We start from the raw sequence: 17,436 nt of genomic DNA, 5'->3' as shown, positions 1-17,436 counted from the left end.
CAAATTTTTTTATGAAGGTAAAAATAAATGAAGAAAAAAAATCAAACTAGAATTTTGTATGTTGTTTTTATAATCTCGATTATTTTATCCATTTGGGTCCATATTGAATTACTAAGAGAAATATTTATAAGAGTAATAATATATTGCTTAATGATAATATTCCTTAGATTTTTAGCAACAAGAGAGAATAGTGACATTTTAAAATTTGATCGTGAATCGTTTTCTAATCTATATGAATGGACTAATTCATTAGATGGTGGTCATTATTTTGTAAACAAATTAATTGGAAAGCGAAGTGTAGATGAGGACATCTTAGTGAATTTACAAATTATAAAAAGTGAAATATTAATTAGCTGCAATCATGACTTAAAAAAATTACGTCTTTTAGAAGCATATTTTAAAGTAATTAAGCAGGATAAGGAGAGAGATTACTATTATACTTCCATCTTTGGGATTATGGTAAGTGTGGGATTGTTAATAGGAAGAGAGATATTACTTTCAAATCACATCCCTAATAGTTTAAACGTTTTAGTTAGTAGATTTGGCTTCTATGATTTCTTATTTTTGACGACTATGTTTATAGCATATTTGACTTATGTGAAATACTTAGGAAATAAAAGGATTGAACTTTTCCAACAGATTACTTCACAATGTATTGAGGAGAGAAAATAAATATCCTGTTCTACTCTACAATCTAGGCAATTTAAAGCATGCAAAGATATTTATATAATACATAAGTTAATCCATATATTGCATTGCAGAGTATTTATAATCTATATAAGGGGTATTGCAAAAATTAATCATTTTGAATTATTACTCAGAAAAACTACTATCTTAAAGAGGGTTAATTGATGGACCTAAAATGGTCCTTTTTATTTTTGTTTAAAACAGAACATCTGTTCGTGTATAATGGTGTGGAGGTGAGTAATATGGCGATACAAGATCGCGGTAAAAAGAAATGGCAGTTTGCGTTTGGAATGCCGGAATTGATTAAGTCACAACGAAATCTTTGGATCGACCAGAAACGTATGAAAAGGCCGATCATTGATGAATATGTGAAGGAGGAGTTTGACCTACGTATCTGTTATGCGATGGAGTATAACCTACCAGTAAAAGTAACAATATGGACTGACGGTTTTTTATCCGAAATAACTGGTCAAATCCATTACTTAGATCCAATAACACACCAACTAAGGATTGAACTTCAAAGAGGGGATTTTCGAAGGGTTGATTTTGGGGATGTTATAGATTTGTCTGTTGTTGATTGATTGGGGTTCAAATTTACAAATTTATTCACCGACTATTTCAGCTTTGTATGTTCCGGCCTTTATAATTTAAAGGTCTGTTAAAGGTTATTGTTCATATTTAATACCTCCCCGATTAATTTATATTAAGATATTTCATGCATTACTGGAAAATTGGTAGAAATTAGTTAAATAAAATAGTTGTAATCCTAATAAGTTGAATAATACAAAATTTACCTTTACATCTATAAATTGCAATACTAGTATTTACATAGATGAAGTGTAAAGTTCCAGGAGGTATATCTATGCACATTCCAACTACTGAAATAACTGCATTGTTCAAAAATATTACGGTCAATACAATCTATAGAGCTTTGTACAGATCCCCTAGTACAAGCGAACCATCGATTACGGATTACATTATTCTGGAACTAAGGGATAATCGCAACGAAAACCTATTTGTTATCCCAGGGCATAATGAACCAAAAAAAGGTGCTGACTTAGAATGGTGGATACTCTATCAAGGTGAAAAAGGGGAAGAAATGCAGGCAATACATTTGCGGATTCAAGCAAAAAAACAAGATCCACCAGGAAAGAGAACACCTGCAAAATATACTGATATTAATCATTATAATGAGGATGGGTTCCAAATTGACCTTCTAATTAGTGCAGCAAAAGATGAAAAAGCTATTCCGCTATACTGCTTTTATAATAGATATTTTGAGGGTAAAACCCAAAAAGATATTGAAGATAAGGCGTGGAAATATGCTCATGCAGAAGATATTGACTCCACACGCGATGTTAACAGGAAAATAAATGACGACTATAAAACCTTGGATGAGTTTGCAGATCCAATGCATGATTTGGCAAGTATAGCTGAGAAAGAACCAAAAAGAATTATAAATGAGTTTTTAGATAGGAATCCTGGATTTAAAGATATTGATTACCGGCACAACCAACTACCTGCTTATGTTTTAGATCAGATAGTAACAGACGAACTTACTTCTCATCCATTTATGAAAAAAAATGAGTGGTTTGTTGATAAAGTCACCGAAAGGATACTTAAAAATAGAAAGAGAGATAGCGACACTTTTTATGTTTCTGTTTTTGGTATTGGTGAAACAATTAAGTTTCTAGGCAAAATAATGAATAGATTTATCAAGTGGTTAAAAGAAAAAATGGGATTTGGAGTAAAGAACCTACCTATTATTATTACCGTCTCAAAAGAGCCTATATTTGAGAAAAACAATAAGGTATAAACATGATGGGTATTTTCAAGAAAATAATTCCTATCCAACAAGAGTGCTCAAATCCTTCATTTTGGGGATAGAAAAGACATGAATGATGTCGAAGACAGAGTTTAGGGGGAGAAATTGATGGAGCTAATATATGCTTGGATAGATAAGTTTAGGAACTTTAAAGAAGTTGAACTAAATTTTAGTGAGAAATTTATAATAAACTTTGATAATGCAAACAAATGCATCAAAATAACACCAAATAATAATTTGATTTCAATATATCCTAAACATATAACCAATATTAATGCCATAGTAGGTAAAAATAGTGTAGGTAAAACAAATTTATTGGATGTATTAGGACTAAGAATAGATGATAGAAATAAAAGTCACTCAGAAATCGAAGTAATTTATAAAAAAGAGAAAGGTCCTTATCGTTTACCAGAGGATATCAAAGAAGTAATTAAACACTCGATTTACTTTTTCATCTACTATATGGGTAAAGATGATAATGGTGAAGATTTATTCTGCATTGAAGGGAATGACATTGAGAGTTTTCAAGACCTTATAAAGCCATTATCGGAAGGTGACTTTAATTATTGGAGAGAGAAATATTGGTTTGCGGTGATATGTAATTATAGTTCTGGAATATTGAATTATAAATATGACTTAGATTTTAAGAATGCAAAAGGAAAACTTGCAATAATATCACTTCGTGAAAATCTAAGCCACAAATATTATGATGTCAATTCCGTAGCACCAAAAGATGATAACAAAATTTCAGTACCCAGGAGGGTTTCCCAATTTGAATCCAAATTTTTGGGTATAAAAGTTAAAATGCTCTATGAATTATTACAAAAAACACAAAGGCATTTGTTTCAAGACGAATTATATACATTGAAAATAAATTATAAGAGCATTTATCTAAAGGGTGATAATGAATCAAAAATAAAATTACAACATTCATATAATGAACTTAACGGGAAAGATAAAGCGATTTGTAAAGTTCTTGAATCTTTTGTACATTACTACTACTATGCTCTCTTCTATCTTTCAGGTAATGAGGTGAGAGAATACATAAAGGATTTATTTTACGGAATAAAGGTTGAATCAAAGTCATTGAAAGGATTCTTAAATTACTATTATGATATTGTAGAAAAAATTTCAGATATTCGCTTTCAACATGAACATTTCCATGAACAAAAAACAAAGCAGCATATTCTAAAAAACTATAAAGCTTTGGTTGATGAATTATTAACCAACAAAAATATAAAATTTAACAAGGAATACATGGGCTTAGATATTGCAAGAGAAGTAGATATTCAAAAACTCTTGAAATTGATTAGCGTGTCTGTTGATGAATATTTAAATAGTGACTTCGAAGAGAAGATTTCAACTTTTAATGATTTCTTTGGATATTCAATTGAAAATCTTAGTGACGGTGAAAGTGCATATTTAGGCTTTTTTGCCTCATTATATGAACAGATTTCTTCATTTGCTTCTAATAAAGAAAAGTACATTATTTTGTTAGACGAACCAGAGGTAAGAATGCATCCAGAACTGACAAGAAATTTTATTAATGATTTGATTCTTTTCTTAGAAGATTTAAGTGGGGGTAAAAAGAATTTTCAGGTTATTGTTTCGACACACTCTCCATTTATCTTATCTGACATTCAATCAAATAATATTATATTTTTAGAAAAAGATAATAACGGTAATTGTATACCGACCAAAAGAACCATCAATACTTTTGGTGCCAATATTCACTCTCTTTTAAAAGATGGATTTTTTATGTCTTCTACAATGGGAGAATTTGCAACCAGTAAAATAAAAGATGTAATTAACTTAATAAATGATAGAAAGATTGAAGACGTGACTGAGGAAGAAAAAAACGAGTGGCTGTTTATTATTAATTCTATCGGCGAGCCACTAATAAAAAATAGAATTATAAAAATGTTTAATGACAAATTTAGGTTAGATTTTACTGGTATATTTAATGAAAACTTAAAACTAAAAGATAAGTTAAAAAGGTATGAAGACTCTACAAAGATAACAGTAACCATTGATATGTTAAAAAAACAGATAGAAAACCTCCAGAAAAATATTAGTGAATTGGAGGTAAAACATAATGATAAAAATTAATATTAATGACAATATAAAGAAAATAATTGAAACTGCACACTATAAAGACACTAATAAGCAAGTAAGGGCGGAAATTGAAAAGGTAAAAGGTGAGAAAGAATATAAAAAGTTAATGAACTATTTATATGATCAATCAGGAAATCTTATAGAAAATAAACTTCAAACATTGTTAATTGGTAATAAAGAGGAAATAATTAAAATTATAGATGCCGTGGGTAAAATTCCTAAAAAAAAGGATGATCCTTTTGAAAGATTATATTTAAACTTTACTGGAAGAATATGGTCAAAGGCACTGCTGGATAAATTAAATGTAAGAGTTTGTCCTTATTGTAATAGACTGTATACTTTTACTTTAGAAAATGAAGGAATACGCCCGCAATTTGATCATTATTTTCCCAAAAGCTTATTTTCTTATCTTTCAGTATCCTTATATAACTTAATACCAAGTTGTAGTATATGTAATTCAAAAAAGAAAAATTTAAATACATACGATAAAATAAATGATTTGTATTATCCATATGATGATGAATTTAGTCATGATGTAGTTTTTCAAACATCACCTATTAATAATGATTTCCTGTATTGGACAGGGGTCAGTAACAATTTTGATATAAAGTTGATTAGTAGAGATGAAAAACAAAATTGTAAGGTTAAGAATATAAAAGAGCATTTAAAAATTGAACTATTATATAAAGAACATAACGACTATATACGGGAAATTATTCGGAAGGTAGTTATTTATAATGATAGTAGAATAGATGAATTATTAGAACAGTTTCCGGATTTGTTTGGGTCAAAAGACGAAGTAATTAATTCAATATTTATGAGTTACATTAATAAGGAAAGTTGGGGTAATCGTCCTCTATCAAAGGTAACACATGATATTTATGAAGAATTCAATATATTTCCTAACAAATTAGACCTCAATAAAGTATAAGTAAAACAATTATATTACTTGAAACGTCTTCCAATTTAAAAATTTCCTTTTGGTGATTCATTATTAAAAAGTCAGCTCTATTTGGAAAGATTGAGAAGAAATTTCTTACCATCTTGACCATCATACATTGTTCATTTTTATTAAAAATTATGGATTTAAGTTAGAAATTCCATAAATGACAACAAAAAACCAATGATTCGATTGTGTTTATGTCTTACAATTACGTTGAGGTGGTATAAGTGTTTTTTGCACCAATGCTTTTACAGACAATAGATCATCCATTTGATGATGATTCATTTATTACGGAATTAAAGCTAGATGGCATTAGATTAATATTTACTAAGATTAATAATAAAGTAAAGCTATATACTCGCCACAACAATGAGGTTACAGCCCGGTTCCCGGAGCTATTAACTATAGATATCCCCAATGGTACGGTATTGGATGGAGAGATTATTGTTACTGATTCAGCCTGAAAACCGGATTTTGAAGCCATGATTTCTCGGTTCCAATCAAAGCGAAAAATCATAGAAAATGGCACGTTAAGTTATGTAGTATTTGACGTAATTCAATATAAAGGTAAGTCCGTTACCCGGCTGCCATTAATGGATAGAAAACAGCTTCTAGACGAAATTATACCCCAGGACACAAGTTTAGTAGTGAAGGTGAGATATTTAGAAGGTTATGGCTCCGCATACTTTGATTTGGTCCGTCAACAGGGCCTAGAAGGAATTGTCCTTAAGCGTAAGGATTCTCGCTACGAGGTAGGTAAACGAAGCCAATCGTGGCTAAAGGTCATTAATTATCACTATGATGACGTTCTTATTACCGGAATTAGAAAAGGTGAATTCGGGCTCCTACTAACCTTTCTTGATGGCAAGCCAGCTGGAGTTATGGAATTTATGCCGCAGAATGAAATTAAAAACCTGTACCGGAAGTATCAAGTTATTTCCGAGGATGATAAATTTAAATTTATTAAGCCAACCCAGTGTGGAGTGAAGTATAGGAACCTAACCAAAGCTGGGTACCTTCGAATCCCGTCATTTGTAAAATGGTCTTAAATAATGAAAGGAATTGTATGGATTGAGCGATTTGCTCTATCCTTTTATTTTTACATTGTGAAGGTTTGTACTAAACTATAGGGCATTTTACTTAAGTACACTTCTTCACAAGGTAATAAAAAAGCTGATTTCCTAATTAAGGGGAATCAGCTTTTTCTGGTAATAATTTTTTTAATCAAAAGCCCAAAGTCTCTATTATAAATTACTTTTCCGTTATAAAGGATTCAATCATTTCTGTTATTTTTTGTTTTTGGTTGGGTGTTAATTTTTTCGCCGTTTCAACTAAGTTAATCATTTCTTCCGACTTGTCTTCACTGGACCCTATACTTTCATTGTCCTGTACGTCTTCGCAATCCTGTTTATTTTCACTGTCCTCAAACAAATCATTAATTGAAGTATGTAATGATTTACAAAGCTTTAATAAGGTTTTAACTGTTGGAGATTGTAAATTATTTTCTATTCTAGAAATAGTTGTTCTATTAACACCGGATATCGCTTCTAAATCAAGTGGTGAAAAGCCCTTATCTTCTCTTATTTTTTTTAATTTTTCCCCAACATTTGTCATAATTATAAACCCCACTATGTGAAATAGAATTTATTTTCCTATTTATAAATTATCATAACAAATTTTTTTAAAAAGAAAATATAAAGTGCGTAAATGCACGGATATTCTAAAAAAACTATACATAACGTATAATTTTGTGCGTAAATGCACATAATTGAATTATTGATAGTGGTGCGAGTTTTAGGAGTGAGAAATATTATGTCAATAGATGCAAAAAACCTAAATATCGGAAAGCTGCTTGGAAGTGTTAACGAAGTTTACAGAATTCCTCTTTATCAAAGAACCTACAACTGGGGTAAAGACCAATGGAACGATTTATGGGAGGATTTGATTAATCTTGAAGCAGGAGAAACTCATTATTTAGGTTCTGTAATAGCAATAAGTGTAGAACGCAAAACGGGTTTAGTTACTTTGAAATAGTCGATGGCCAGCAGCGTACTACCTCCATTTTAATTCTGCTAATTGTAATTAGAGATCTCGCGGAGAAAACTGACAAGGAACGTCCCACTTAAGGCAAGGACGTTACCTGTAACTGAAAATACTTTATACAGAATGTTAACTGCCATTTCATTGAAACATGCAAAAGAAATAAGCTGTATTAACATCCAAAATGAGCACCCGAAGTTGCATCATCAAAATATAGGTATATTAATGGAACGAAACGTTATAAGCCGTAGTTATTTTGAAGAACATAAACCAACGGATACTATAAGTCTTCCTCGGCCACATCAGTTTAGGGTTAAATTATGTACCGACCTCATTAATCAAAATGTTCCTATACTATATATTCAAAGACATATGAATCATCTAACAAAGGAAATAACGGAAGGCTATTATAGGAAAGAGAAAGACTTAGAAAAAGAAAAGGAACTTTCTGAGTCTGTAATGAAAATGCTAGTTACAGGGGAGACAGAAATTATGGGTGAAGGCAAGGATACCCTAATGTTACATATTAATGAGTATGTACAGTATTCTAAGTTGAATGTAGCAACTGACTTAGATGAAATCATCAAAGGTCTAACTAAAAAAGTGCCGATTCGGGCTAAAAGTGGTGGTATTTGTATTAAGAGCGGCCCGATTAGGGAATGCAGCAAAAGCGATTCTACTGATTCATTCTATTGTGCGTATGGTATGTGTATAAACCTCTTCCATTCTTTTTTCATGATCGATATTAATTACGAGAAATATACTACTTTATTAAAAACCATTAAATACAATCAGGACAGAGGATTAATAAAGGCTGCTGATAAGGAAACTAGTAAGTTAAAAATGATTGTTAAAAAATATCTAATTCCAGAGCTTGATGAATTAGAAAAGGAAACAAAAGTAAAGGGCGTAGCAGCAGTAATAGAAAAGTACCCCCAGGTTTCTTTTTTTATAGACAATTTTAAAACTATATATGATGAGGTTAGGAAATGGATGAATTAATTGAGACTATTAATCTCACTTTAGAAAAATTGGGCATTAAAAACGAATTAGTAGAACCTAAAATTATGGAATACTTAAAAAAAATGGAGGCAGTCCTCAGTGAAAAGCTTGCAAAACAAGAAGTAATTCAAAATGAAATAACAAAGAACAGACCGTCAATAAATGGTATTGCAAAAGAGTCTAAAGTAGCTCGGCAAACTATTTACAATAACAATTTATTAAAAAATTATACCCAACTTAGAATGGATAATTACAATCAACAAGATCCTGTTAAAAGGAATGAAAAACTTTCTGAAGACATCTCAAAGCTTGAAAAAAGAATAAAACAGATGGGGGAGAGAGACGTTCAGATTGAACTAATGAGAAGAAAAGTTTCATTAGTTGAAAAGGAGTTAAAACATTTAAAAGAGGAAAAGGAGGAACTACAGCAAAGGTATAATAATGTGAGACGTAAAATAGTATCTGGGGAGAATAATATTCAAAAAGCTGAAGTAATTCCTATTATAAAATAACCTAAAAAGGATTGTTTGGGGTTATTACTTAATTGAGCATAGGAAGGAACGCATAGAAACGCATAATTAAAAACGTTACAAATTGCTAGGTTAATATTATAAAACTAAGCCACCTATTAAAAGGTGGCTTTTCGTACTCTTGATTAAGATGATTATATATTTTCCTCTACTTTAATTTCAATCGTTCATTTACTTCGTTTTTAATCTACTTCAACTCTTCAAAAATAGCTCCACCATTTTCAACACACTGTGATACAAGTCTGAAATCAACAATAAGCTTAACTGAATCAATGAGTAGCCCGGCTCGTCCTGTATATCTCGCAATTGGTCATTTAATTAGAAGGGAAATAAATTCCGAGCCGCTCTTGATTATCCGTCTTTCAGCACCCTTTATGCTACTTTCTATTATCTTAACCATGACACATTCAATTATTTTTATTTTTTTCCTTTTACGTGTTTAAGCCTTATAAAAAAGTCTATTTATAGAATCTCACGAGTAGAGAATTTCTTTTGTACCTTCTTAAAATTATTTTGACGCAATATGTCTAAGGGTTAACGAACTTATCAATCGCATAAAGATTATTGGTGATATATATTTTTTTGTAATATTTATTCAATTTAATGTATGTGTAGTGGAAATATATTACATATTAATACTGTGTATATTTTGTGTTATTTTAGAATATTTCATGTTCCGTTTTTTTAGGAGTTCCCGTCCTGGTTTGTTAAAAAACTTGAATTTACCAGTTTTATACTTCTTTTACCACGAGGGTGTAAATGAATAAAAATTGCATTGTTTACTGCTTTGATTCGAATTTTATGTACACCTCATCAATTCCTGAGTTTGGAGGAAATTACTTGGCTATTAAAGAACTAGAAGTTTGGGTAACATTAACAGGTCGCACTGTTGGATATTATGAAAGCAAAAAGTATGAAATACCTAAAAAAAAAGGTAAATCCGGGCTGGTTGTTGATTATAGTGTTCCCGTTTTAGTGAAAGTGGAGGATTTGCTGCCTAAATGCAGTGTAATGGTTACAAAAATTTGTGATGAGTGTGAAATACCTACTCCTGAACCTCAAACCTATCTAGTTGTCTCGACGAGCAGGGAAAAGAATGGTGGGATAGACAGGTGCAGAAGTCATGCAGCTGTAGCAGCTCATCAGAAAAGATTGTTAAACCTTGCTTATGAAAAATCGTTAGAATTCTTTGCGAAAAATAATAATTTGGATTATTTGGTACAAGAATATAGCGATGAAAACTCTCTGCCACCCAGTAAAATCCCGTATTCGTATAGCAAGAATGTCTTATGGAATTGTCCCATATGCAACAAACCCTATCAAGCGACGGTACATAATAGGACAGGACCCAATAAGACCTGTTGCCCTTATCATGGCGGACATAAGGTTTTAGCGGGTTATAATGATTTATGGACTACTCACCCCCAAATTGCCCAATTATTGGTAAATCCGGATAAAGGGAAAGAGTTAAGTGCTGGAAGCCATGAAAGGGAAGAGTTTCTTTGTCCCAATTGTGACCATATTTCACCCCCAAAAAAAATCTGCCTCGTCGTTAGAAATGGTTTTTCTTGTTCCAAATGTGGGGACGGTATTAGCTATCCTGAAAAGCTGATATTCAATGTTTTGAAACAACTACAAGATTTAAAACAACTCATGGAGTTTGAATTTCAAAAGGTGTTTAGTTGGTCAAAAGGCAAACGATTTGATTTCTATATTAAACAATTAAAATGCATTATTGAAACACATGGGGGGCAGCATGAAATCGGGGGATGGTCTTCTACTGCGAAAGAAATACAAGAGAATGACCAAGATAAAAAAGACTTGGCAATTAAGGAAAAGGGAAATGTTGAGCATTATATCATCATAGATTGCTCTAAATCTATATTGTCGTATATCAAAGACGAAGTCCTAAAAAGTCCGCTAAATTTGTTTTTTGACTTATCAAACATCGATTGGACGGAAGCTCATAATCATTCTGTAAGTTCGTGGGTAAAGGTTGCCTGTGAACATTGGAATGATGGAATAAAAAGTACAGTAGAAATTGCATATATAATGGGGCTTCACCATTCAACCGCACATCGGTATCTCCGACAAGGAAAAGAATTGGGGTTGGTTGATTACGATCCAAAAGAAGTGCAACGAAAAAACGGAAAAACAAACGGAACGGCAAGCGGGAAGCCTATCGTGCAACTCTCGTTGGGCGACAAACTAATAAAGGAATGGCCGTCAGCCAGAAAGGCGGCCAGCGAATTACACATAAGTCCTGCGACCATATCGAAAGCTTGTAACGGCAAATATGCAACAGCAACAACTTGCGGATTCAAATGGATGTTTAAAAAGGATTATGAAAAACTATTCCTACAGTAACAGGAACAGTGGCATGCCTAATTTGTCTTAAATGCTCATAGGTATTAAGGAATTCCTCAAGCTTAATGCATCTGAAATTTGTATGAGTGTTTAGCCTATTGATTAAGTCTCCAAGAATCCCCGTATCAACTCATCTAATCATTTTTTTGATTTAGTTCTTCTGTTTTATCAGGTCCTTGGTTGGTTAGAACTGCTCATACAAATCTTCCATTAGTCCATCAAAAATGGGCTGTTAATGGTGGTACCAGTGCCTTAATAAAAAGTGGTTAAAGGAGACAAGACCACTTGTCATAAAATTGCTGAACCGATTGTCTTTCTTTCAGTACATTTTTATTTCGTTAATAAGAGTTACAATTTGAGAAGCCACATGAAAAATACCAAAATACAACTTTGTTGATTATTAATGGTCTTTTTGGACATATTTTGTTTTACTGATAATGTTTGGTTGGGTAATTTATAATTAAAACTGTCGTTTTTTTGAATAAAATAGTGCATAATATATATCTGTGGTTGTCTAAATTCAAAATTAAAAGATTACCTGAAATTTATCGTTACTTATGATAATATTAATGGTTTTATGTCAAGTTGTACAAAAAAGGTTTTACCTATAAGGCGAAATTGTGCGAGGATATCACCGCTAATTTAAAGACGATTCAATCGATTCCGCTTCGAATACGAGAAAATATTTCACTTGAGGTCCGCGGGGAAGCCTATATGCCGAAGCGTTCGTTTGAGGCTTTGAATGAGAAAAGGGCGGAGCGCAGCGAGGAGTTATTCGCTAATCCCAGAAATGCTGCTGCAGGCTCATTAAGACAGTTGGATCCCAAAATTGCTGCCTCAAGAAAGCTGGATGTGTTTTTATACGGAATTGGCAATGTCGGCGAAAGCGGGGTTGTTTCCCATAGTGAAGGCCTTGATTATTTAGACCATCTTGGCTTTAAAACAAATAAAGAGCGAAGAAAATGTGCCACAATTGATGAAGTAATAGAGTTTGTGAACAGCTGGGTAGAAAAACGGCCTCATCTTCCTTATGAAATCGATGGGATTGTCATAAAAGTAGATTCTCTCGAGCAGCAGGCTGAGCTTGGAACAACAGCAAAAAGTCCACGATGGGCAATAGCTTACAAGTTTCCTGCTGAGGAAGTAGTCACCACTCTGCTAGATATTGAGTTAAGCATCGGTAGAACAGGGGTAGTAACACCGACGGCTATCCTTGCACCTGTTAAAGTAGCGGGCACAACTGTACAGCGTGCTTCACTCCATAATGAAGATTTAATTCGTGAAAAGGATATTAAAATCGGCGATCAAGTGGTAGTGAAAAAAGCAGGTGACATTATTCCTGAAGTGGTCAACGTTTTGGCAGATCTACGAACAGGAAATGAAGTGGACTTCCATATGCCGACGCATTGTCCGGAGTGTGAAAGTGAATTAGTCCGTTTGGAAGGTGAAGTAGCTTTACGCTGTATTAATCCAAAATGTCCGGCGCAAATTCGCGAAGGGTTAATCCACTTTGTTTCTCGTGATGCGATGAATATTGATGGTCTTGGGGAAAAAGTGATAAGTCAGTTGTTTGCGGAAAAATTAATCAGCGATGTGGCTGATATTTATAAACTTACCAGGGAACAGCTATTAGCCCTCGAACGAATGGGGGAAAAATCTGTTTCCAACCTGTTGAAGGCAATCGAAACTTCTAAAAGGAATTCTCTTGAAAAACTTTTATTCGGTCTCGGTATTCGTCATGTTGGGGCGAAAGCAGCCAAAACGCTAGCCCAGGTTTTTGGTTCCATGAACAAATTAGCAGATGTTTCAAAAGAGGAGTTAATTGCGATTAACGAAATTGGAGATAAAATGGCTGACTCGATTGTTGCCTATTTTGAACAAGAAGAAGCGAAGGAGTTAATGGAAGAGTTAACTGCTGTAGGTGTCAATTTGGAATACAAAGGGGCGAAGCCAGTTTCTGCAGAGGAATTTGATAGTGTTTTTGCTGGAAAAACCGTCGTTCTTACAGGAAAGCTTGAACAGTTGTCACGGAATGAAGCGAAGGAAAAGATTGAAGCGCTTGGTGGAAATGTGGCAGGCAGTGTAAGTAAAAAGACACATCTCGTGATAGCAGGTGATGATGCCGGTAGCAAACTAACCAAGGCACAAGAACTAGGAATTGAAGTATGGGATGAGGAGAAGCTGTTAGAAGAATTAAATAAGTAAGAGGTGTTTCGGAAATGAGAAAGCTCTCAATAGTCGCTCTCTCCCTTGTCTTTTTGCTGAGTGCTTGTGCACCAAATTTTCAGAAGCAAAATGAAGAGGTCCAAACAAAGGAGAAAGACAAAGGGAAAGCGATTATACCAAAGTATAATATTTCAAATAAATATTATCGGACCATCCTGCCATTTGTTCCTGGGGAAGCGCGTGGATTGGTAGTTAATAATATAAATACAAGATACGACTTAAACGAATTTGAAATGGGCTTGATGAGAATTGCTCAAAACAGCTTTGATACAGAGAAGTATTACTTTCGTGAAGGTCAGGAAATTAAAGGGAAGACCATCAGAGGGTGGTTGAACCGACAGTATACAGATGCGCAGCTAAAAGAAAACAAAATGAAGCAGGCAGATAATATTGGCTTAAATCCTGTCAATACGGCTGCCCCTGGTGCTGAGCCATCATCGCCTATCTATTTGGCTCATATTTTAGAACATGATTATTTAACAAAGGATGATAAGGGGAATGTAACACTTGCTGGTGTTACGATTGGTCTTGCGCTAAACTCCATCTACTATTACAAATTAACAGAAGGTGGAGATACCTTAGAGAAGAAGATTCCTTTTGCTGAAATGGAAAAGGAAGGGAAGAAGTTAGCGGCGGAAGTGGTGAAGCGGACTCGAACTATTAAGAGTTTAAAAGATGTTCCTATTACCATCGCTTTATTTGAACAAAATAGTAAATCTGCGGTGGTTCCAGGTACGTTTTTCACCTATACAACGGTTGATAAGGGAAGCGCGAATGTGAATGATTGGGAAAAGGTTAATGAAAAATATTATCTATTTCCTTCAAGCGATGCCCAAGAGGATCATCGGGATGATTCGATCGCCTTCCTCAACTTCAAGCAGGACGTAGAAAATTATTTTCCAAACTTTAATGGGGTCATTGGAAGAGCCTATTATAATGGTGATCAGCTTCAGGATCTAGATATTACCATTCCTATTCAGTTTTACGGTAAAACAGAAGGGATTGGTTTTACCCAATATGTAACAGGCTTGGTAATGGAGCATTTTCCTAAGTACCTATCAGTCTCTGTTAGTGTAACTTCAGTTGACGGTCCAGAAGCACTCATTGTCAAAAAGGCAGATGACACAGAACCATTTGTTTATATTTACCAATAAGAGGCTTTTAAAAGCCTCTTTTTTCTAGTTCTCAAATCATTGAGCCCTTAAATGAAACATGTTAGAATGAACAGTGGATGTAAACGTTTTAATACATAGGAGGGTTTAAGAAATGGTACAACCTTATAAGCACGAGCCATTTACAGATTTTACGATTGATGAAAACCGCCAAGCATATCTTCAAGGACTTAAGACCGTTGAAGGTTATTTAGGCCAAGATTATGCTCTTGTAATCGGTGGGGAAAGAATCACAACGGAAGATAAAATCGTTTCCTATAATCCTGCAAATAAAGAAGAAGTAATCGGTCGCGTTTCTAAAGCTAGCCAAGAGCTTGCTGAACAAGCTATGCAAGCAGCGGTAGAAGCATTTAAAACTTGGAAAAAAGTAAAGCCAGAAGTACGTGCAGACGTTTTATTTAAAGCAGCGACCATTATTCGCCGCCGCAAGCATGAGTTTTCTGCGCTTTTAACAAAAGAAGCGGGTAAACCGTGGAGAGAAGCAGATGCTGATACAGCAGAAGCAATCGATTTCCTTGAATATTATGGACGCCAAATGCTGGCACTTAAAAATGGTGTACCAGTTAACAGCCGTCCAAATGAATTTAACCGTTATGACTATATTCCACTAGGGGTGGGAATTATCATTTCCCCATGGAATTTCCCATTAGCGATTATGGCAGGTACAACTGTTGCTGCCATTGTTTCAGGTAATACTGTACTATTAAAACCAGCATCAACGACTCCAGTTGTTGCTGCAAAGTTTGTAGAAGTTATGGAGGAAGCAGGTCTTCCTAAAGGCGTCTTGAACTTTGTACCAGGTAACGGCTCTGAAGTGGGAGACTATTTAGTAGATCATAAAGATACTCGTTTCATCAGCTTTACAGGTTCACGTGATGTCGGTCTTCGTATTTTCGACCGTTCTTCAAAGGTGAACCCTGGTCAAGTATGGATGAAGCGTTTGATTGCAGAAATGGGCGGAAAAGATACGATTGTTGTTGACTCAGAAGCAGACCTTGAGCTTGCCGCACAATCAATTGTTGCAGGTGCGTTCGGATTCTCTGGTCAAAAATGTTCTGCATGTTCACGTGCTGTCATCGTAGAAGATGTATACGATCAAGTATTGAACCGTGTGGTTGAATTAACAAAAGAATTAACTGTTGGTGACCCTACAGAGCAAGGTACTTTCATGGGTCCAGTGAACGATAATAATGCATTTAAGAAAATCATGGAGTATATTGAAATCGGTAAGAGTGAAGGTAAGTTAATGGCCGGCGGCGAGGGAGATAACTCTAAAGGTTACTTTATCCAACCAACTGTATTTGCAGACCTTTCTCCAACTTCACGCATTATGCAGGAAGAAATTTTTGGACCAGTGGTTGGTCTCACAAAGGCAAAAGATTTCACTGAAGCGATTGAAATTGCTAACAACACAGAGTATGGCTTAACAGGAGCTGTTATCACGAAGAACCGTGCTCACTTAGAGCAGGCTCGTGAAGATTTCCATGTAGGTAACCTGTACTTCAACCGTTCTTGTACAGGCGCAATTGTTGGCTACCAACCATTTGGCGGCTTCAACATGTCTGGAACTGACTCAAAAGCAGGCGGACCTGACTACCTATTACTTCACATGCAAGCGAAGACTACTTCTGAAATGTACTAATTAACGTATAAAACCCCTTCTCCATTCGAGAAGGGGTTTTTGCTATTTTGGTACGTTAATTACAAATGGAACGGTGAAAACCTTACCTTCGTGCTTAAATTGCCCCCAAAGTTTATAGATTCCTTTTTCAGGAAAGATGGTCATAAATGTAACCTCTGGTCCGTTTCCATCCAGGGTCATTGGATGAATATGCAAGTACTTTTCCGCATCCGCACTCATGGCAACAGTATGACCCAGTGCTCCTAAGTAGGGTTGCAAATCTTTTATCGGTTTATTTGTTTTTGCATCTTTAATCGAAAACGTCAGGTGTACCGTCTTTCCTGCGATAAGCTGGTCAAAGGAAAGCGCCACTTTTTTTCCATTCACAGTATGGGTCAATTTCTTATCAACTACAAGAGGAACAGCCTTTCCTTCCTCCCCCTCAACATGAAGCCAATGATTTTCAACACTACTGTCGCCCCCACCTTTAGGTGTAAATTCAGAAATAAGCTTATACTCACCACTGCTTGGGAGGGATGCAGTAAATTCAAAAAGACCATTCTCTTTATAAGTTGGATGGAGGTGGGCAAAATAAGCTAAATCCTTGCTAACAATAAATAAATGCATTTTTTTCTCATGTACGGTTTCAAAAGTTGTAACGGGTTGATTAGAAGAGTCCTTAATTAATAGCGAGATGGGAATCTGATTTTTGGCTTGTGGATGATTAACTCCCACCAGCCATTCAGATGTCGTGGGCACCACATCTGTCGGTACAGCACTCATTTTATGCCCCATCGTTGATTTTGGGACTTTAAGCGGATTACAGGCAGATAGAAATAAGGATAATAGAAGAAAAGCACTAATATAATATTTCAAAGGGAGTTCTCCTTTCAAGCCCTATTTATTCA

Annotated in this window: 14 protein-coding genes and 1 pseudogene; 13 read left to right on the top strand and 2 right to left on the bottom strand. The window is 34.5% G+C overall.

The window, feature by feature from the left end; all coding sequences use genetic code 11:
• The first annotated feature begins 27 nt into the window (after nucleotides 1-27).
• The 6 genes and pseudogenes from ABES03_RS10260 (at nucleotide 28) to ABES03_RS10235 (ending at nucleotide 6,619) form a co-directional block, all read left to right on the top strand.
• Nucleotides 28-672, top strand: coding sequence for a hypothetical protein (locus tag ABES03_RS10260; protein WP_430117194.1), 645 nt, complete (start codon nucleotides 28-30; stop codon nucleotides 670-672).
• Nucleotides 673-929: 257 nt separating this feature from the next.
• Nucleotides 930-1,268, top strand: coding sequence for a YolD-like family protein (locus tag ABES03_RS10255; protein ID WP_430117193.1), 339 nt, complete (start codon nucleotides 930-932; stop codon nucleotides 1,266-1,268).
• Between the two features lie 281 nt (nucleotides 1,269-1,549).
• The gene (locus ABES03_RS10250) at nucleotides 1,550-2,503 is read left to right on the top strand and encodes a DUF6615 family protein (RefSeq protein WP_430117192.1); all 954 of its coding nucleotides are present in this window, start codon (nucleotides 1,550-1,552) and stop codon (nucleotides 2,501-2,503) included.
• 117 nt (nucleotides 2,504-2,620) lie between these two features.
• Nucleotides 2,621-4,621 (top strand): AAA family ATPase, encoded by a 2,001-nt coding sequence (locus ABES03_RS10245; protein WP_430117191.1) that lies wholly within the window; start codon nucleotides 2,621-2,623, stop codon nucleotides 4,619-4,621.
• Nucleotides 4,608-5,558 (top strand): HNH nuclease, encoded by a 951-nt coding sequence (locus tag ABES03_RS10240; protein WP_430117190.1) that lies wholly within the window; start codon nucleotides 4,608-4,610, stop codon nucleotides 5,556-5,558. The genes ABES03_RS10245 and ABES03_RS10240 overlap by 14 nt, the downstream gene beginning before the upstream one ends.
• 239 nt (nucleotides 5,559-5,797) lie before the next feature.
• Nucleotides 5,798-6,619: pseudogene (locus ABES03_RS10235) on the top strand (RNA ligase family protein).
• Nucleotides 6,620-6,821: 202 nt separating this feature from the next.
• On the opposite strand, the gene ABES03_RS10230 reads toward ABES03_RS10235, so the two are convergent.
• Complete coding sequence (locus ABES03_RS10230; RefSeq protein ID WP_430117189.1) at nucleotides 6,822-7,184, bottom strand: helix-turn-helix domain-containing protein; 363 nt, start codon at nucleotides 7,182-7,184, stop codon at nucleotides 6,822-6,824.
• A gap of 198 nt (nucleotides 7,185-7,382) precedes the next feature.
• On the opposite strand from ABES03_RS10230, the gene ABES03_RS10225 reads away from it, so the two are divergent.
• From ABES03_RS10225 to pruA, 7 genes are all read left to right on the top strand, one after another.
• Nucleotides 7,383-7,604, top strand: a complete 222-nt coding sequence (locus tag ABES03_RS10225) for a GmrSD restriction endonuclease domain-containing protein (protein WP_430117188.1) — start codon at nucleotides 7,383-7,385, stop codon at nucleotides 7,602-7,604.
• 54 nt (nucleotides 7,605-7,658) lie between these two features.
• On the top strand, nucleotides 7,659-8,612 hold the full coding sequence (locus ABES03_RS10220) for a tyrosine-type recombinase/integrase (protein WP_430117233.1): 954 nt from the start codon (nucleotides 7,659-7,661) through the stop codon (nucleotides 8,610-8,612).
• On the top strand, nucleotides 8,600-9,124 hold the full coding sequence (locus ABES03_RS10215; RefSeq protein ID WP_430117187.1) for a hypothetical protein: 525 nt from the start codon (nucleotides 8,600-8,602) through the stop codon (nucleotides 9,122-9,124). The genes ABES03_RS10220 and ABES03_RS10215 overlap by 13 nt, the downstream gene beginning before the upstream one ends.
• A gap of 858 nt (nucleotides 9,125-9,982) precedes the next feature.
• Nucleotides 9,983-11,509 carry a zinc-ribbon domain-containing protein gene (locus tag ABES03_RS10210; RefSeq protein WP_430117186.1) on the top strand — a complete coding sequence of 509 codons (1,527 nt, stop codon included), beginning with the start codon at nucleotides 9,983-9,985 and terminating at the stop codon, nucleotides 11,507-11,509.
• A gap of 585 nt (nucleotides 11,510-12,094) precedes the next feature.
• Nucleotides 12,095-13,714, top strand: a complete 1,620-nt coding sequence (ligA, locus tag ABES03_RS10205) for an NAD-dependent DNA ligase LigA (RefSeq protein WP_430117185.1) — start codon at nucleotides 12,095-12,097, stop codon at nucleotides 13,712-13,714.
• 14 nt (nucleotides 13,715-13,728) lie between these two features.
• The gene (locus ABES03_RS10200; RefSeq protein WP_430117184.1) at nucleotides 13,729-14,889 is read left to right on the top strand and encodes a CamS family sex pheromone protein; all 1,161 of its coding nucleotides are present in this window, start codon (nucleotides 13,729-13,731) and stop codon (nucleotides 14,887-14,889) included.
• 112 nt (nucleotides 14,890-15,001) lie between these two features.
• Entirely contained in the window at nucleotides 15,002-16,549 is a 1,548-nt protein-coding gene (gene pruA / locus ABES03_RS10195; RefSeq protein ID WP_430117183.1) for an L-glutamate gamma-semialdehyde dehydrogenase, read from the top strand.
• A gap of 42 nt (nucleotides 16,550-16,591) precedes the next feature.
• Here pruA and ABES03_RS10190 read toward each other — a convergent pair whose 3' ends face one another.
• A complete protein-coding gene (locus ABES03_RS10190) occupies nucleotides 16,592-17,404 on the bottom strand; it encodes a hypothetical protein (protein ID WP_430117182.1) in 813 nt (270 codons plus the stop codon).
• Nucleotides 17,405-17,436: the final 32 nt, after the last annotated feature.

The organism is Neobacillus rhizosphaerae (assembly GCF_050477885.1).
GTDB lineage: Bacteria > Bacillota > Bacilli > Bacillales > Cytobacillaceae > Neobacillus > Neobacillus rhizosphaerae_A.
The sequence above is the reverse complement of the archived record's forward strand: the minus strand, read 5'-3'. Positions and strand labels throughout refer to the sequence as shown.